Below are 18365 nucleotides of genomic sequence, written 5' to 3' on the forward strand. Positions count from 1 at the left end.
AAGACCGGGGCAGTGTAACGGAACATCCCTCAGATCACCGCCGTTTTGGCGGCACGCAAGAGCCGATCGGACAACTCGCCAGGGCCCAGCGCCCGGGCCACGGCCAGTCCGCCGACCATCAGGGCGATATCGGCCAGGGCTTTATCGGTGTCCTCGGGGCTGGCCACCATCTGCGCAACCATCAGTTCCACATGCTCGTTCAGGGCTTGGCGGAAAGGCTCCGGCAGGTTGCACATCTCCCCGACGATGGACGGGATAGGACAGGCCTGCTGGACCGCGTCACGGTGCTTGCGCGACAGATAGAACGCGGCGAACAAGGCGCGCCGCTCCTCCCCCGGCAACTCGCTGTCGACCTCGCCCATCTTGGACCGACGCAAGGCGAGCAACTGCTTGAACGCCTCCAGCATCAGCGCGTCCTTGCTCTCGAAGTGCGCGTAGAAACCGCCCACGGTCAGCCCGGCGGCCCCCATCACCTCACTCACGCTCGGCTCGACCGGGCCGCGCTGGATCAGGGCGTTACTGGCCGCCTGCAGGATGCGCTCACGGGTTTGCGCTTTCTTGTCGTTCATTGCCACCTCCAGACATCTATACAGAAAATATTATTCGCATAATATTTTTCCGCAAGGTTTTATTTTGACCGCTGGTCCGAGCCCTGGGTATCAAAGCATGCAGCTCGAAGAATGGGTATCGAAGAATGGATGACAGGGGCCAAGGGCCAAACGCCAGACAAACAAAAGGGTCATTCAATAATTGAATGACCCTTATAAAATCCCGCAGAGCGGGCAATCGTGGCGTCCCCTAGGGGACTCGAACCCCTGTTACCGCCGTGAAAGGGCGGTGTCCTAGGCCACTAGACGAAGGGGACGCAAACCCTTCTAACATGATCGGTGCTGAGTACCGATCGCTTCAAGGCCGGTGTGGCCAGGCCTTGAAGTGTAAATTGGTGGAGCTAGACGGGATCGAACCGTCGACCTCTTGCATGCCATGCAAGCGCTCTCCCAGCTGAGCTATAGCCCCGGATTTTTCGCCTCGGAGGCGGAGCGACATCAACCTGCAACATCGCTTCTGTAAAACTGGCGTCCCCTAGGGGACTCGAACCCCTGTTACCGCCGTGAAAGGGCGGTGTCCTAGGCCACTAGACGAAGGGGACGCAAACCCTTCTAACAACATGATCAACGCTGAGTGTTGATCGCTTCAAGGCCGGTGTGGCCAGACCTTGAAGTGTAAATTGGTGGAGCTAGACGGGATCGAACCGTCGACCTCTTGCATGCCATGCAAGCGCTCTCCCAGCTGAGCTATAGCCCCTCATCGGTGAGGACGGGGCGAATCTTAAGGGCGTATCGGGAGGCTGTCAAACTTATTTTCAAAAATTTTGAAAATTTTTTGTCGGCATAACAACCACTTACCGCCCTGCCCCGGTAAAACCGGGGGTGAAACCCCATCCTTGCACAAACAGCAGATCCAAAGAACGCGCGATCCTGTGGGAGCGGAACCTGGCTCGGACGGTGTCCCGGCAAGCACCGCTCCCACACATGCCCACGGAAACAGGAAAGCCTCAGGCAATAGTGCCCAGCAGCTTTTCCCATTCCTTGTTTTCTTTCTTCGACACGCCACCGAGCAAATCCAGGGCCTGGCGCAGACGGAAACGCGTGAGGTCCGGCCCGAGGATTTCCATGGCGTCGAGCACCGACACCGAACTGGCCTGCCCGGTAATCGCGGCGAACATCAGCGGCATGGCATCGCGCAGCTTCAACTCCAAGGAGTCGACCACCGCCTGGATGGTCGCGGTGATGCTGTCCTTTTCCCACTGGCGCAGGCTTTCCAGCTTCCACAGGAGCAACTGCATCAGCTTGCGCACGTCATCGGCCGAGAGCTTCTTGTGCTCGAACAGCTTGGCATCCAGCGGCAAGCCACCGGCAAAGAAGAAGTTCGCCAGCGGCGCGACCTGGCTGAAGGTCTCCACACGCCCCTGGACCAGCGGCGCGATCTTCATCAGGTACTCGGGATTGAACGCCCACTTCTGCAGCCGCGCGGCGAACTCTTCCAGCGGCAGGTCGCGCAGCCACTGGCCGTTGAGCCAGGACAGCTTCTCGATGTCGAAGATCGGCCCGCCCAGCGAGATGCGGGACAGGTCGAAGTGCTCGACCATTTCCTCCAGGGAGAACTTCTCGCGCTCGTCGGGCATGGACCAGCCCATGCGCCCCAGGTAGTTGAGCATCGCCTCGGGCATGAAGCCCATGCGCTCGTAGAAGGTCACCGAGGTCGGGTTCTTGCGCTTGGACAGCTTGCTCTTGTCCGGGTTGCGCAGCAGCGGCATGTAGCACAGCTGCGGCTTTTCCCAGCCGAAGTATTCGTAGAGCAGGATCAGCTTAGGTGCCGACGGCAGCCATTCTTCGCCACGCAGCACGTGGGTGATGCCCATCAGGTGGTCGTCGACCACGTTGGCCAGGAAGTAGGTCGGCAGGCCATCGGTCTTCATCAACACCTGCATGTCCATGCGGTCCCACGGGATCTCGACATCGCCACGCAGCATGTCCGGCACCACGCAGACGCCTTCGCTCGGCACCTTCATGCGGATCACATGGGGTTCGCCGGCCGCCAGGCGGCGGGCCACCTCTTCCTTCGACAGCAGCAGCGCGCGACCGTCATAGCGCGGGGTCTCGCCGCGGGCCATCTGCTCGGCACGCATCTGGTCCAGCTCTTCGGCCGTGCAGAAGCACGGGAAGGCGTGGCCCATGTCCACCAGTTGCTGGGTGTACTGCTTGTAGATCTCGCTGCGTTCGCTCTGCCGGTACGGACCGTGGGGACCGCCGACATCCGGGCCTTCGGCCCAGGTGATACCCAGCCAGTTCAGAGCATCGAAAATCTGCTGTTCGGATTCGCGGGTCGAACGCAACTGATCGGTGTCTTCGATGCGCAGGATGAACTCACCGCCATGCTGCTTGGCGAAGCAGTAGTTGAACAGGGCGATGTAGGCGGTGCCGACGTGGGGATCGCCGGTGGGCGATGGCGCGATGCGCGTGCGAACGGTGGTCATGGGCGGTCTCATTGTCGAGATAAAACAGTCGAATAAAAACAAGGGGCGAATGGTAACAGGCACGGCCGTCCGGGCTCCAGCGCAGGGCGTCCGGCAGAGGGCATATAAGCCAAGCTTCGGTCTAAAAATGGCTCCGGGCCGCGAAAGCCGGGCTTTCTCCGCGACCGGCATTTACCCATTAATCCTGCTGTGCCAGATTCGGCTACCGTAAAATTCACTTACACATTGATGTGTTACCGCCCATGCCTGCTCAACTCAAGCGTCGACTGTTCATTTTCCTGTTCCTGGTCCTGCTGGTCGCCCTGGGCTTTTTTGCCCAGTGGTTCTTCTGGGGACGCTTTTATGAAAGCACCGATAACGCCTATGTCCAGGGCGAGATCACCCGGGTCTCCAGCCAACTGGGTGCACGTATCGACGAGGTGCTGGTGGCGGACAACCAGCACGTGGAAAAGGGTCAATTGCTGGTCCGCCTCGAAGGTGCCGACTTCCAGCTCGCCGTCGACCGCGCCAATGCCGCCCTCGCCAGCCGCGAAGCCGAACGCCTGCAAGCCCAGAGCAAGTTGACCCAGCAAGCCAGCCTGATCGCCGCCGCCGACGCCCAGGTGACCTCCAGCCAGGCCAGCCTCGGCCGTTCGCAGCTCGACCTGAACCGCGCGCAGGCGCTACGCAAGCCCGGCTACGTCTCGGAAGAACGAGTCACCACGCTCTCCGCCGACAACCATATCGCCCGCTCGCAAGTGGCCAAGGCCCAGGCCGACCTGCAAGGCCAGCGCCAGCAGGTCAGCGCCCTGAGTGCCGAACTCAAGCGCCTCGATGCGCAGATCGCCAATGCCCGCGCCGACCTGGCCCAGGCCGAACTGAACCTGACCCGCAGCGAGATCCACGCGCCCATCAGCGGCCTGGTCGGCCAGCGTGCGGCGCGCAACGGCCAGTATGTACAGGCCGGCGCCTACCTGCTGTCCATCGTCCCGGACCAGGACATCTGGGTCCAGGCCAACTTCAAGGAAACCCAGATCGGCCATATGCAGCAGGGCCAGAGCGCGACCCTGACCTTCGATGCCTATGGGGACACGCCGATCCAGGGCAAGGTCGAGAGCCTGTTCGCCGCCTCCGGCGCGCAGTTCAGCCTGCTGCCGCCGGACAACGCCACCGGCAACTTCACCAAGGTGGTGCAACGCATTCCGGTCAAACTGACCTTTGCCGCCGACAATCCGTTGCAGGGCAAGATCCGCCCGGGCATGTCGGTCACCGTCAAGGTCGATCTGCGCGACGCCCAGCATGGCCGGTGATCAGCTGATCCGACCGGTGGGCGAGCCGACCCGCCGGGACTGGATCGCGGTGATGAGCGTGATGCTCGGCGCCTTCATGGCGGTGCTCGATATCCAGATCACCAACTCCTCGCTCAAGGACATCCAGGGCGCCCTGTCGGCGACCCTGGAAGAAGGCTCGTGGATTTCCACCTCCTACCTGGTGGCGGAAATCATCATGATTCCCCTCACCGCCTGGCTGGTGCAATTGCTCTCGGCGCGGCGGTTGGCGGTCTGGGTTTCGCTGGGTTTCCTCGCTTCGTCGCTGCTCTGTTCCATGGCCTGGAGCCTGGAAAGCATGATCGTGTTCCGCGCGATGCAGGGCTTCACCGGCGGTGCGCTGATCCCCCTGGCGTTCACCCTGACCCTGATCAAGCTGCCGGAGCACCACCGCGCCAAGGGCATGGCCATGTTCGCCATGACCGCCACCTTCGCCCCGTCCATCGGCCCGACCATCGGTGGCTGGCTCACGGAGAACTGGGGCTGGCAGTACATTTTCTACATCAACATCCCGCCCGGCCTGGTCATGATCGGCGGCCTGCTCTACGGCCTGGAAAAGAAAGAGGCCCACTGGGAACTGCTCAAGAGCACCGACTACGCCGGGATCGTCAGCCTCGGCATCGGCCTGGGTTGCCTGCAAGTGTTCCTCGAGGAAGGCCATCGCAAGGACTGGCTGGAGTCGAGCCTGATCGTGACGCTGGGCAGCATCGCCCTGCTGAGCCTGATCACCTTCGTGATCCTGCAACTGTCCAAGCCCCACCCGTTGATCAACCTGCGCATCCTGCAGAATCGCAACTTCGGCCTTTCCAGCATCGCCAGCCTGGGCATGGGCGTGGGCCTGTATGGCTCGATCTACCTGCTGCCGCTGTACCTGGCGCAGATCCAGAACTACAACGCCCTGCAGATCGGCGAAGTGATCATGTGGATGGGGGTACCGCAGCTGTTCCTGATTCCGCTGGTGCCCAAGCTGATGAAGTTCGTCTCGCCGAAGATGCTCTGCACCCTGGGATTCGGCCTGTTCGGCCTGGCGAGTTTTTCCTCCGGGGTGCTCAACCCGGATTTCGCCGGCCAGCAGTTCAACCAGATCCAGATCATCCGCGCTCTGGGCCAGCCGCTGATCATGGTGACCATCTCGCTGATCGCCACCGCCTATATCCAGCCCCAGGACGCGGGGTCGGCGTCGAGCCTGTTCAACATCCTGCGCAACCTGGGCGGGGCCATCGGCATCGCCCTGCTCGCCACCCTGCTGGATGCGCGGACCAAGGTGTATTTCGACTATTTGCGCGAGGCGGTGGTGCCCGGCAATCCGCAGGTGGCCGAGCGCCTGGCGCTACTCGCGGACAAACTGGGCAGCGACGGCGCGGCGCTGGGCAAGCTGAGCGAGATCACCCATCAGCAGGCGTCGATCATGGCCTATAACGACGCCTTCCATCTTGTCGGGATCGCGCTGGGGATCAGCATGTTGTCGGTGCTGTTGACCAAGGCGCTGCCGGCGGGGATCAAGGCCGGGGAGGCGCATTGATCCTGATGGCCTCTTCGTGGGCAACGCCGCTCTAAAGCCCCTGCCCGCTGCGCTCGCGAATCAACTCGATCAACGCCCGCAACCCCGCCGGCACATGTCGGCGCCCCGGGTAATACAGCGACAGACCGCCGTAAGGCGGCGTCCACTCCTCCAGCACCGGCACCAGGGTGCCCGCCGCCAGATCGGCGGCGGCATTCCACTGCGAGCCGTACGCCAGCCCCAGCCCGGCCCGCGCCGCATCCAGCACCAGCGTCGACTCGTCCAGGGTCAGCACGCCCTGCACATCGATCTCGTAGGACTCGCCATGGCGCTCGAATTCCCAGTGATAGATCCGCCCGCTGGGCAGACGCAGGCGGATGCAGCGGTGGTTCAGCAGGTCCATGGGCGTCTGCGGCACCGGATGTCGGGAAAAATACTCCGGGCTGCCCAGCACCAGCAGCCGCAACGGCAAGCCCAGGGGAATGGCGATCATGTCCTGGGGCACGCTTTCGGTCAGGCGAATCCCGGCATCGAAACCCTCGAGGACGATATCGATCAACTTGCCCTCGGTGACGATATCCACCTTCATGTCCGGATAACGCCGCATGTATTCCAGGAACAACGGCATCGCCTGCTTCACCGCGCCCACGGCGCTATTGATACGCAAGGTGCCCGTCGGCACATCGCCGTAGTTACCCGCCTGTTCCATCGCCTCGCGAATGCTCGACAGCGCCGGCGCGATGCTCTCGACAAACTGCGCCCCGGCCTCGGACAGCGCCACGCTGCGGGTGGTGCGATTGAACAGGCGGGCACCGATGCGCGCCTCCAGTGCCGACACCGCATGGCTCAGCGCCGAGGTCGAGACATCCAGTTCGGTGGCCGCCGCACGAAAACTGCGATGCCGGGCCACGGCCAGCACCGCTTCCAACTCTGTCAGGCCTGATGTACGCATTATCCCGGATCACTCACTAACCCATGCCGTTTTATCCGGCTTATCAGGTCAATCCTAGCCGCTTATCCTGACTGGCACCACAGACACACGCCTCGGAGCAACCATGCAACGCATCGACCAGATCTATATCAATGGCGCCTTTGTCAGCCCCCACGGCCAGGAACTGTTCGACCTGTTCAACCCGGCGACCGGCCAGGTCATCGGCCAGGTGCGCCTGGCGGACGAACAGGATGCCCGCGACGCGATTGCCGCCGCCAAGGCCGCGTTCCCGGCGTTCTCCCGCACCACCAAGGCCGAACGCCTGGCCATGTTGCGGCGCATGCACGCGGCCATTGCCGCTCGGGAAGACCAGCTCAACGACGCCCTGATCGAGGAATATGGCGCCCCCGCCTCCCGCTCGCGCTGGATGGCCCAGCATGCCGCCAGCGTGTTGCTGGACGCGGCGAAGGTCCTCGAACACTACGATTTCACCCGCCGTGCCGGAACCGCCGAGGTGATCATGCAGCCCCTCGGCGTGGCCGGCCTGATCACCCCTGGAACAACGACGCCGGCTTTATCTGCGGCAAGCTGGCCGCCGCCCTGGCCGCCGGTTGCACCGCCGTGATCAAGCCCAGTGAAATGAGCGCGATCCAGACCCGTATCGTCACCGAGGCCCTGCATGAAGCCGACCTGCCGCCGGGGCTGTTCAATATCGTCACCGGTCGCGGTGAAACCGTCGGCGCCACTATCAGCAGCCATCCGGATATCGCGAAAATCTCCTTCACCGGCTCCACCCCGGTGGGCAAGAGCATCCTGCGCAGCGCCGCCGAGACACTCAAGCGCGTCACCCTGGAGCTGGGCGGTAAATCGCCGGTGCTGATCCTCGACGATGCCGACCTGAGCCAGGCCATCCCCCTGGCCTTGCAAGCCGGCTTCATGAACAGCGGCCAGGCATGCATCGCCGGCACCCGGATACTGGTGCCGGAAGGACGCCTGGCCGAGGTCGAGGCCGCCGTGCTCCAGGCCATCGACGCCGTCAAGGCCGGCGATCCCCACGATCCCCGGACCAGCATCGGGCCGATGGTCAGTGAAAAACAATGGCAGCGGGTGCAACGCTACATCCGCATCGGTATCGACGACGGCGCGCGCCTGCTGGTCGGCGGCGAAGGCCTGCCCCAGGGCGTGGACAAGGGCTGGTTCGTGCGGCCGACGGTATTCAGTGGCGTGAGCAACGACATGACCATCGCCCGCGAGGAAATATTCGGGCCGGTGCTGTCGATCATCACCTACCGTGACCAGGAAGAAGCGATCCGCATCGCCAATGACACGCCCTACGGCCTGCAGGCCTATGTGCTGTCCGCCGATACCGAACGGGCCCGCCAGGTCGCCGACCGCCTCGAGGCCGGCCGCGTGCTGATCAACACCCTGGCCCACGAGCCGGCGGCGCCCTTCGGCGGTTTCAAGCAGTCGGGCATCGGCCGGGAATACGGGACCTTCGGGCTGGAGGCGTTCCTGGAGCCGAAATCGATCCTGGGCAGCGCCCGATAACCGGCCCGCCAGGACCTGCGCGAGAAATGCTTGAGTTCATCCAGCGCAGCACCGACCATTGAGCGCAATGACCGGCAGGGCGATACCTGGCCGGTCATTCCTTATTGATACGGCCCGGAGAAACACATGAGCAACGTGGTGCTGGTACTCGTGGAAACCGTCAACGACTACTTGCCGATCCTCCAGAAGCACGGCTTCGAACTGATCCTGGCGCCCACCGAAGCCCTGCGCGCCGAGGCCATCGCCAGCCATGGCGAGCGCATCAATGTCGTGCTGACACGCGGCCCGCTGGGGCTGTTCGCCGACGAAATGGCCGCCCTGCCCAAGCTCGAGATCATCTGCGTGCTCGGCGCCGGCTATGAAAAGGTCGACCTGCACGCCGCGGCGCAACGCGGCATCGTCGTGACCAACGGCGCCGGCGCCAACGCTTCGCCCGTGGCCGATCATGCCATGGCCCTGCTGTTGTCGCTGGTCCGGGATATTCCCCGGGCCGATGCCTCGGTACGCCGTGGCGAGTGGCGCAAGCTGACGCGTCCGTCCCTGGGCGGCAAGCGCCTGGGTATCCTCGGCATGGGTGCCGTGGGCCTGGCGATTGCCCAGCGCGCGGCCCTGGGGTTCGGCATGACGGTGAGCTATCACAACCGGCGGCCGCGCACGGATGTCGATTACCGCTATTGCGCGACGGTCACCGAACTGGCGCTGGCCTCGGACTTCCTGATCGTCGCCACGCCGGGCGGTGCCGGCACCCACGCCCTGATCGACCGCCAGGCCCTTGAAGCCCTGGGCCCGCAAGGCTTCCTGGTCAACATTGCGCGCGCCAGCGTGGTGGCGACCGACGACCTGGTGGATGCGCTCCAGCAGGGTCGCCTCGCCGGCGCGGCGCTGGATGTGTTCGATGACGAACCCAATGTGCCGGACGTCCTCAAGGGCTTGGCCAACGTCGTGCTGACGCCCCACGTCGCCGGCCTGTCGCCGGAGGCTTCCGAAGCCACGGTGACACTGATGGTCGAGAATCTGCTGGCGTATTTTTCCGGCAAGCCGGTGCTCACGCCGGTGGCCCTTCCCGGCTGATGGCCACGGGCCGATACGTTATGATCAGCAGCTTCCCATACCCTTGATGGACACCTCCCGCATGGAACGCACCGCCCGCCTGTTGCCCTTTGCCTGCCTGCTGCTGAGCCTATCGCCCCTGACCCAAGCCGGCGAAGCGCCCGTCGATTGCGCCGCCCTGCATGAAAAGGCCAATGCCGAAGCCGGCAGCTACCGCCCGCCCGTCGAAGGCAAGGTCATCGGCAAGGGCCGGGTGTACTTTCACAGCGCCCCCAACAGCGCCTGCATCACCAAGAAGGTTTTCGTCGTTCCCGGCGACGGCCTCACGGTGTATGCCAGCACCGAGAACGGCTGGGCCCAGGTCATGTACATCGCCAAGGACGGTGATGACTTCAGCGGCTGGGTCGAGGAAAACCGTGTAGAACTGGGCCAGCACTACGGCGGTGACCCGGCGCCATCCACCCCGCCGGAACAGTAAGCCCGTCCGCGCTGAGCCAAGCTTCACGGGGGCTGGACTCAAGACAAGGCAGATTCAATCGCCCCGATAGCTTGGGACGAGCGCGGCAAACGTCTAATCTGGAACTCCCTCGCCTGTCGTCCTGGATCGCCGTGTGAAATTCAGCCTGCCGAAAGTTGCCACCGCCCCCTTCTGCCCTTCTGAAGTGAACGGCTCGATTGCAGTCGATAGCGGGGCGCCGTTCTTCAAGCGCGTCCTGCGCTTTGCCGGCCCCGGCCTGCTGATTTCCATCGGCTACATGGACCCGGGCAACTGGGCCACGGCCATCGAGGCCGGCTCGCGTTTCGGCTACAGCCTGCTGTTCGTGGTGTTGCTCGCCAGCCTCGCCGGCATGGCGGTGCAGTGCCTTTGCTCGCGCCTGGGGATCGCCACCGGACGCGACCTGGCGCAGCTCTGCCGGGAGCGCTACAGCCCGCGCTCGGCCAAGCTGCAGTGGTTGCTGGCGGAAATCTCGATCATCGCCACGGACCTGGCCGAAGTCCTCGGCTGCGCCCTGGCCTTTCATCTGCTGCTGGGCTGTTCGCTGACCTTCGGCATTGCCCTGACGGCACTCGACACCTTGCTCATCCTGGCCCTGCAGAACCGCGGTTTCCGGCGCCTGGAGGCGATCATGCTGGTGCTGGTGGCAACCATCGGCGTGTGCTTTTTCATCGAGCTGGTGCTGATCAAGCCTTACTGGCCGCAGGTGTTCCAGGGTTTCAAGCCATCCCTCTCGGCCCTCGGCGAAGCCGCGCCGCTGTACCTGGCCATCGGCATTCTCGGGGCCACGGTCATGCCCCATAACCTGTACCTGCATACCTCGGTGGTGCAGACCCGGCTGATCGGCACGGACCTGGCCAGCCGCCAGGACGCCGTGCGCCTGGCGCGCATTGACACCCTCGGCTCCCTGGGCCTGGCATTGCTGGTCAATGCGGCGATCCTGATCCTCGCCGCGGCGGCGTTCCACCAGAGCGGGCATACCGAGGTGGTGGAGATCCAGGACGCCTATCACCTGCTCGACCCGCTGGTGGGCGGCGCTTTCGCCAGCACCTTGTTCGGCATCGCCCTGCTGGCGTCCGGGCAAAGTTCGACCTTTACCGGCACCATCGCCGGCCAGGTGATCATGGAAGGCTACCTGAACCTGAAGATCCCCTGCTGGCAGCGCCGCCTGATCACCCGTGGCCTGGCGTTGATCCCGGCCTTTGCCGGGGTCTGGCTGATGGGCGAAGGGGCGGTGGGCAAGCTGCTGGTGCTGAGCCAGGTGGTGCTGAGCCTGCAATTGCCCTTTGCCCTCTACCCGTTGATCCGTATGACCGGCGATGAACGCCTGATGGGCGAGTTCGTGAATCGCTGGTACACCAAGGGCCTCGCCTGGGGCCTGTTCGTGGTGATCGGCGCGGCGAATATCTGGCTAATCATGCAGCTGTTTGCCGATTGATCGTGGGGAGGCGACACCCCGCTTGAAACCTCACGACCTCAAAGCACGCCCAACAACGCCCAGACCCGCCGCGCCTCCGCATCGGAAGAAATCAGCTCCGAGAGCAGCTCGTTCAAGGGCTTGTTGCCCCACTCCACCGCCTTCTTGACCACATAGGGCACCGGGCTGTGGGGCTCGGTTTTCGCCAGGTAGTCGGCGATCGACAGCAACTGCCGATAAGCCTCTTCCCGGCTTTGCGGCGTTGCCGAGCGCGACGGTGGTTGCGGCGGCTCGTCGGCTTGCGGCGCCGAAACCGTCTCATCCACTTCGATAGCGGCCACAGGCGGTTCCGGTTGCTGAGGGTGCATGGCAATAAACTCCCGGGTCAGTGTGCTCAATGCCTGCATGACATCACGCAAGGGCCCGCAAGTCGGCGCCAGTTCCCCCAGATAACGATCGGTCCACTGCTCCAGCGCCTCGAGCTGGCGCAACGACGCCAGCAGCAGATTCTGACTGTGCAACCACCAGGACAACGGGGTTGCACGGATCAACTCGTTGACCTTCTGCTGCTCGAGCCGCGCGGCCTCGACACTGGCCTTGGCGCTCTTGTTGTCCCCGGCCAGCACTTGCCGCCCCTGCAACTGCTGCCAGCCATACAGGCTCAACCCGGAAAAACCGCTACTGCCACCCGGGGCAAACAACGGCACCCGCGTATGCAGCACTTCGGCGTAGCGCCGCACCAGCCAGTCCACCGGTGTCGCCCGCCAGGACTGGTCGCCCTCTTCGGCCTGCGGATGCACCTGCTCCGGATAGCGCTCGCACAGCCCCAGCAGCAACGCCAATGCCGCCTGCAAGCCCTCCTGCCCATGTCGATGCAGCCAGGCCTCGCCGAGCCAGGCCGCCACCATCAGGTCCTTGCTGCGGCCCTGCAGGATCTCGCTGGCCAAGGCTTCGACACTCGCCCACTCTGCCCGCTTGATCTCCTTCTCCCAGACGCCGTTGGGCAAACTGGTGTCATCCTCGCGCCGCAGCTCGCGCAGCCGATCATAGTCGGCTTCATAGCGCAGGCTCTGCCCGCACGGCGCGTCCTCGGAAATCGCCTCGAGCAGAGGCGCCACCAACAACGACAGCCCGGTGGCCGACTGGCTCATAACGCCCCCTCATTGCTGGTGGCCGTGCTCGCCGTGCCGAAACTCGCAAAGGGCGACAAAGGTGCCCGTACCGGCAGCGGTGTCAGTGACAACGGCAGCTTGCCACCCTGAGTCATCAACGACAGGCGGATAAACATCGTGGTCTGGGCGTCACCATTGGTCGAACCGCGTACCGGCAAGCGCAAGGTCAATGGAAAGTCGGTGTAATCGATGTTCGGCTGGCGTACCACCGACAGGTGCGAACGCATCATCCGCAACAGCGACCAGGGTCCCTCGTACTCCCAGCCTGCCTCCAGGTCGCTCACCGCCAGGCTCGGCTGCACCGGATCGCTGACCGGCCGCTCCGACCCGTTGCGAGCCCAACGCAGGGTCAGCCGGATCGGTTGTCCGACCATCCAGCGTAACCGCTGCTGGGCATCGCCCGGGTAGTTGATCTGTTGGCTGCCGGCATTCAGGCCCCAGGCAATCACCTGGTTGGCACCGCGCTCCTCCTCCCGGTCGGTGCGCCAGCGCACCTCCATATCAAAGCCGATCATCCCGCTCTGGTCGCGCTGGAACAGGGGCCCGAGCCAAGCCCGGGCCTGTTTCAGGCGATCGAGGAAATCCGCCGCCGCCAACCGATCGGGAGACTGGCTGGATGCCAGGCCGGCCTGGGCCTTGGGCAAGCGAGTGTCGATCAGTTCAAGCAGATGCTGCACCCGCGCAGGCTCGGCATCCACGGCCTGTAACCCATGGGAAAACGGAAAGCGCTCGGCCAGGTACTGGTTGAAGTAGCCCGCCAACTCGTTCCAGGCGCTGACCGCCTGCTCCTGCTGCAACCCCTGGCAGCGGCGCATGGCGCCCTGTTGCAAGGCCTGCGCCCGCAACGCCAACTCACCCTGGCCGGCCGGCAGGTTGACCGACGATAGGATCTGCATGCAGGAAGCGGCATCCATGTCGATAAAATCACGACTGACCAGCTGTTCCATCAGCGCCGGTGAACTGGCCGGATTCTGCTCCTTGTACTTGAGCAACTCATCGTACAAGCCGTTCAGACGCGTAAACCGTTCAAAATCGCCCGCCCCCAGGTTCTGTTGCTGGGCCCTGAGCCACTCCAGCGCCGGAGCCCGCGCCTCGGCGATGACCTGCATGCTGTTGAACTGCTGCTTGAGATCCAGCTTCAGGTCCTGCACATCGTTGGCCCTGAACAGCTGCAGGCCGAGGTTCTTCGAGCCGTCCCAACTGTTGATATCGACTCGCTCATGGAACACCGCCTGGGCATTGATTTGCTCCAGCCCGCTGCCGACCTCGGCCAGCGCCCGTCGGTTGAGGGCGTTTTGCAAACTGCTCGCCAGGTCCGTGCGCTTGAGCTCGATAAACGCGCTTTGTAACGCCAGCGCCTGATCGGTCTTGATATTGAACGCCGTCGTCCCCTGCGACGGGTCACGACTGCTTTCCAGACTCACCCACATGGCCCTGGCCGCCGCATTTTCAGCCACGCGCAGCATCGGCCCGCGATAGGCCGGCGGTATGCGCGGCATATCTTCGCTGGCGTAACTCTTGTAACTGGCGAAGTACATGAGGGCGGTGTTCAGGCCATCGCTGTCGAGGCTCTGATAGGTGCCACCGGCGCTGTCATCGGCGCGCAGGGCCATGGCCACGAAATCGCGGCGAAACAGTGCCGCGATCGCATTGTTCAACTGCAGCACATGCTCCTGCAGCAGCAGTTGCCCGCTGCCCTGTTGGGTCAACAGATTGTCCCGAGAACCGGCCTTGGCGATCCACTGGTCGCGAAAACTCTGTTGCAACTTGGCCGCCTGATCTTCCAGGCTCTGCTCCAGCGGCGCACCGAGCAAGGTACTCTGACGCACCTTGTCCATCAGCGCGCTGTAGCCGGGAACCAGGTCCTCGCCCTTGCCGCGACTCCAGGCCGAGTTGGTCTGGCTGACCGCCGCCTGCAAGTCGTCGATCATCGCCTTGAGGTCTTCCAGCTCGGCGAGCGAGCTCACCGCACCGGATTCCAGCTGGTCCAGGTGCAACTTCAAGTAGCCGGCCTGACGCACAAAGTTCTCGGCCAGGTAGTACTGATCCAGCCAGCGCCCCATCAGTTCCTTGAAGTTCGCACCAATGGTCAGGCCCTCGGCCGGCAGGTCCAGGTGAATCAGGTGGGAGATGTCCATCTTCGCCAGGTGCTGGTTATAGAACGCCGCCCTGTGCAGCGTCCCGGCATTGAGGTTCAGGCCCAGGGCCAGGTTGCTCAGGGACGCCAGGTCGTCCAGCGGAGTCTTGTGATTGTTCATGGCCTTGGTCATCCACTGGTATTGCTGCTCCAGTGCCGTAGCCCGCTCCACCAGGTCCTTGGACTTGATATAGGTCCGCCATTGCGTCGGGTCTTCGCCGCCCAGGCTGGGACGCCGGCTGGTGCTCTGGATCGCCCTGAGCTGCGTCAGGTTGGCCTGCAACAGATCGCGCAGCGGCAACATCATGTGGCTCATGGCAACGCTGCGCAGCGCCTGGTCACGTTCATGATCGAGGGAGGAGAACCAGGACGTCGGCAACACCAGCGAGGCAAAGTGCCAACGAGGCGATTGCTCCATGAGCTGCCAGAACGTCTGCACATTGCGCCGGGTCGGCCCCAGCCGGTGGCTGTCGTCGACGACCGTGACGTAGTTCTTCTGGGCATCCTGCAGCAGGCTCGACAGCTCATGAGCGTCCTTGAGTGAGTCCCGCCAGACCCAGACCATCGCCACCGCCCAGACCAGCCCGACGATCGCCGCCGTCACCCCGACCACCCGCTGCCAGCGCTGACGCAAGTGCAACAGTCGCGGCACCACCTGGGCCAGCCCTTGCTCGGCGATGATCCGTCGTTGCCAGAGCTGCCGGGCGAAAGCGCTTTGCAGCAGCGGAATATCGCTGGCGGAAAAAACCGGAGCCGAGGTCGGCGCTTCACTGGCGGTGAAATACACCCCGCGAAAACGCGCAGCCTCATTCTGTGCGTTGCCCTGGAAGACCGGATCGAGCAAGGTCTGCAAGTTGCGGCGCAGGGCCTCGAAACGCTCCGGCAGGCTATACAGGTCTTCGCTCAGACGCCCGGACAGCGCACCCACCTCGGTGATCGCCTCCGCCAGTGCCCGGGTAACCTGGTCCAGCGCCTGGTCGCTCCACTCCGATTGCCAGAGGGTTTCCGGGGCGAACGGCGAGGTCCAGCCCAGCACCCGTTCATGGGACTCCTTGGGTAGCGCCTCGATCAGTTCCTGGAAGCCAGGAACCTGCTCCATATCCGTGACCACCACATACACCGGCAGGCTCAAACCCAGGCGCTGCAGCAGGTCGAGAAAGCGCCGGCGCGCAGCGATCCCCAGGCTGGCCGCCTGTTCGTCATCCCACAGCCGGCTGGCCGAAACGGTCCAGATCACCCCGTCCAGCGGACGCCGGGCACGCAGGCGCAGGATCAGCCCGAGCAAGCGCCACCAACTACCACGCTTGAGCTTCAGCCCCTCATCGGGCAGGAACAACGACTCCGGCACCACCAGCACTGCACCATCGGGGTCGGACCACCAACGTCCAAACCAGGCCGGCTTGTCCGTGGGCAGCAAGTGCCAGCAGGAACAGAGTTGCGCCCCTTGGGCGTCATTGCCCAGCATCAACAGCCAGGGCGACTGATAACGGTCCTGTACCCCCTGTTCCTGCTCCATGTTTCGCACGGCAGCGTAGAAACCGCGAATCGCCGCGCCGCTTTGGGTGCGCAACCACCAGATCGCCACGGCCAGCAATGCCAGCACCAGCAACACGCCGACCACCCACGCGACAATCGCCAGCGGGCTCATGGGTTCTGCTCCGCAGGTTCGTCGGGATTGGCCTGGTGTATCACCGATTGGGCCTCCTGGTTGATGTCATACCAGAAGTAGTGACTGATGCCGATCATCACCAGCGTGACGCCGAGAATCACCAGGCCCAGCCTCCAGCCGTCCGGCAGCGACTGGCGAATCGGCAGGCGCCGCGCAGGCACATTGCTGGGTCGCTCGAGGCAATCGCTGACATCGACATAGTCTGGATCGTGTTGCCAGGCGAACGCGAACAACGCGTGACGCCATTTCTCATGCTGCGCCAGCCCGGCTTCCCCACGCAGGCGCCCGTGGAAACCGAGGATCAGGCATTGCAGGTAGACATTGGCCAAATCGCGACTGGCCGGAATCTCATCGGCCAGCAGTTTCTCGATCGCCTGGGGCAGGTGCTCGCCGGCATGGCGCGAGGCATACAGCAGCGATTCCAGGGGATCGCTCTGCCAGGTCGGCTGCCCCGGCCAGACGGCATACAACAGGGTTTCGTCCACCAGCGCGACAAAGGCATACACCGTGGCCTTGACCTGATGCTCCGCCGAGTCGCCGACACTGGCAAAGGCACTACGCCAGAGCTTGCGGCTGATTTTCGTGGAGAACTCCACCACTGTGCCGACCTGCCGCGCCACGTCCTCGTCGTCCTTGCTCAGCCCGTTCCAGGCCACCAGCCACTCCAACCAGGCCTGGCGAAAGGCGTTGCTCAGCGGTGACTGCTGCAACCCCGCTCCGACGCTCCCATCTGGCATTGCCTTCCCCTTCCTTGACTACAGTAGTGTTTCACTGGCCTGCTCGACAAACAGGACGATCTGCCATGGGTTGATGGCCAGCTTCGAGGCCGGCGCGATAATGTGCAGCGGTTGCTCGGGGTCGAACCACTCGCCCCGTGCCTCGACGATAAACAGCCGGGTGTCGCTGCCGACGCTATAGGCCACCTGTTCCTGACGACCCATGACCTGGTGCCGCAGGCCGGGCATGCGCTGGCGGGCCAGCACGGTCAGGTTGCTGTCGGAGGCAATGATGGTGCGTTCCAGCCATTCGATCGCATCGCTTTCGCCGGCCCCGGCGGGCATCCGCAGGCCGATCACCAGGCGCTGTTCGGGTTGGCGCTCGGGCAATTGCAGGGAGAACAGTTCGCCGGTCTGCACGAACGGCAGGCAGCGATAACCGACACGGATCAGTTCAAGGTCCAGCTCGAGCCAGTTCAGCACTTCGTCATAACCGCGTTGCAGGTCCAGATAGTCCAGCGGCATGAAGGCCGGCACCCCGGCCAGAGGGTCGAGCACCGACCAGCTTCCGGCCATCCCGAGCAACAACCCATGCAGGCCCTGGGGGGAGGCGACACGACTGTTCAGCAAGCCTTCGACTTCCGGCAGGCGGGCCCAGAGCGCACCGAGCTGGCGGCGGATTTCGGCTGCATCCTCCTGGCTGCCGGCCTGCTGCGCCTGGCGCAGGCGGCCGGCGAGAAACAGGCACTTTTCCCGGGTCCGCGCGCACAGCGCCGCGACCCGCCGCCCCAACGGCGACTCCGGCAGCAACCTCGGGGTCGGCGGTACATAAGGCACCTGGACAAAGCCGCCGCCCTCCTTGCGGATGCGCAGCAGCGGCAGGCAGATCGAGTCGGCCTTGTTCGCGTCCGTACACAGGTGCGGATTCGGCCGCCAGACCGTGACCGGTTGCGGATTCTGGCCGCTGGTGAGGTCCACCAAGGCCTCGCTGGTCAACGATTGCAGGCGGCCCTTGAGCTCGCGCAACTGCCCCGCACGCCACAGCGGGTTGACCGCCAGGTACACCGTGACCATCGAATGAGTCGAGGCCTCGATGGCATCGCCCACCTGCAGCTCAAGCCGCGCACCGTCGGCGGCATCGAGACTCACCGGCAGGCCGTCGGGCAGGGTGGCTTGCAGGGAAAGGATACGGACTTGACCGGCGCAGAGTGCCGAAGGATCGATCTCCAGTTGCTCGACACCCCAGAACCAGGGGCTGCCCGCCTGGGCCAGATGCGCGGCCAGGGCCTCGGCCCGCAAGCCCTGCAACTGGAAATGCTGGGGCAGCAGTTGCATGCCCTCGTACCAGCAAACCGCATCGGGTAACAGACTCATACGACTCCCT

General features: G+C 64.0%; 12 protein-coding genes, 4 tRNA genes and 1 pseudogene. 6 read left to right on the forward strand and 11 right to left on the reverse strand.

Annotation, left to right across the window (positions count from 1 at the left end; translation table 11 throughout):
• Nucleotides 1-29 precede the first annotated feature (29 nt).
• The 6 genes from NUH87_RS07760 to gltX form a co-directional block, all read right to left on the reverse strand.
• Nucleotides 30-569, reverse strand: coding sequence for a TetR/AcrR family transcriptional regulator (locus NUH87_RS07760; protein ID WP_338525487.1), 540 nt, complete (start codon nt 567-569; stop codon nt 30-32).
• Between the two features lie 220 nt (nt 570-789).
• Nucleotides 790-865 (reverse strand) — tRNA-Glu (locus tag NUH87_RS07765).
• Nucleotides 866-941: 76 nt separating this feature from the next.
• Nucleotides 942-1017: transfer RNA gene (locus tag NUH87_RS07770), tRNA-Ala, on the reverse strand.
• 57 nt (nt 1018-1074) lie between these two features.
• A tRNA-Glu gene (locus tag NUH87_RS07775) sits at nt 1075-1150 on the reverse strand.
• Nucleotides 1151-1229: 79 nt separating this feature from the next.
• Nucleotides 1230-1305: transfer RNA gene (locus NUH87_RS07780), tRNA-Ala, on the reverse strand.
• A 250-nt stretch (nt 1306-1555) separates the two neighbouring features.
• Nucleotides 1556-3037: a glutamate--tRNA ligase gene (gene gltX / locus NUH87_RS07785; protein WP_338525488.1), complete on the reverse strand. Its 1482-nt coding sequence runs from the start codon at nt 3035-3037 to the stop codon at nt 1556-1558.
• Between the two features lie 242 nt (nt 3038-3279).
• On the opposite strand from gltX, the gene NUH87_RS07790 reads away from it, so the two are divergent.
• Complete coding sequence (locus NUH87_RS07790; RefSeq protein ID WP_338525489.1) at nt 3280-4326, forward strand: HlyD family secretion protein; 1047 nt, start codon at nt 3280-3282, stop codon at nt 4324-4326.
• A gap of 49 nt (nt 4327-4375) precedes the next feature.
• On the forward strand, nt 4376-5866 hold the full coding sequence (locus NUH87_RS07795) for an MDR family MFS transporter (protein ID WP_338526755.1): 1491 nt from the start codon (nt 4376-4378) through the stop codon (nt 5864-5866).
• A 31-nt stretch (nt 5867-5897) separates the two neighbouring features.
• Here the strand turns inward: NUH87_RS07795 and NUH87_RS07800 are convergent, their stop codons facing one another.
• Nucleotides 5898-6797, reverse strand: coding sequence for a LysR family transcriptional regulator (locus tag NUH87_RS07800; protein WP_338525490.1), 900 nt, complete (start codon nt 6795-6797; stop codon nt 5898-5900).
• Nucleotides 6798-6900: 103 nt separating this feature from the next.
• Between NUH87_RS07800 and NUH87_RS07805 the strand changes: the two are divergent.
• The 4 genes and pseudogenes from NUH87_RS07805 (at nt 6901) to NUH87_RS07820 (ending at nt 11308) form a co-directional block, all read left to right on the forward strand.
• Nucleotides 6901-8324 (forward strand): annotated as a pseudogene (locus NUH87_RS07805) (aldehyde dehydrogenase family protein).
• A 126-nt stretch (nt 8325-8450) separates the two neighbouring features.
• The gene (locus NUH87_RS07810) at nt 8451-9395 is read left to right on the forward strand and encodes a 2-hydroxyacid dehydrogenase (RefSeq protein ID WP_338525491.1); all 945 of its coding nucleotides are present in this window, start codon (nt 8451-8453) and stop codon (nt 9393-9395) included.
• Between the two features lie 61 nt (nt 9396-9456).
• Nucleotides 9457-9852, forward strand: coding sequence for a hypothetical protein (locus NUH87_RS07815; protein ID WP_338525492.1), 396 nt, complete (start codon nt 9457-9459; stop codon nt 9850-9852).
• Between the two features lie 133 nt (nt 9853-9985).
• Entirely contained in the window at nt 9986-11308 is a 1323-nt protein-coding gene (locus NUH87_RS07820; RefSeq protein WP_338525493.1) for an Nramp family divalent metal transporter, read from the forward strand.
• Between the two features lie 38 nt (nt 11309-11346).
• On the opposite strand, the gene tssA is transcribed toward NUH87_RS07820, so the two are convergent.
• From tssA to tssK, 4 genes are read right to left on the reverse strand one after another with little or no spacing between them, the layout of a single operon-like run.
• Entirely contained in the window at nt 11347-12438 is a 1092-nt protein-coding gene (gene tssA, locus NUH87_RS07825) for a type VI secretion system protein TssA (protein ID WP_338525494.1), read from the reverse strand.
• On the reverse strand, nt 12435-16244 hold the full coding sequence (locus NUH87_RS07830; RefSeq protein WP_338525495.1) for a type VI secretion system protein: 3810 nt from the start codon (nt 16242-16244) through the stop codon (nt 12435-12437). Before NUH87_RS07830 ends, tssA begins: the two co-directional genes overlap by 4 nt.
• Entirely contained in the window at nt 16241-17002 is a 762-nt protein-coding gene (locus NUH87_RS07835) for a DotU family type IV/VI secretion system protein (protein ID WP_338525496.1), read from the reverse strand. The genes NUH87_RS07830 and NUH87_RS07835 overlap by 4 nt, the downstream gene beginning before the upstream one ends.
• An 18-nt stretch (nt 17003-17020) precedes the next feature.
• Nucleotides 17021-18355, reverse strand: coding sequence for a type VI secretion system baseplate subunit TssK (gene tssK / locus NUH87_RS07840; RefSeq protein WP_338525497.1), 1335 nt, complete (start codon nt 18353-18355; stop codon nt 17021-17023).
• Between the last annotated feature and the right edge of the window lie 10 nt (nt 18356-18365).

Source organism: Pseudomonas batumici (genome assembly GCF_036585405.1).
Taxonomy (GTDB): Bacteria; Pseudomonadota; Gammaproteobacteria; order Pseudomonadales; family Pseudomonadaceae; genus Aquipseudomonas; species Aquipseudomonas batumici.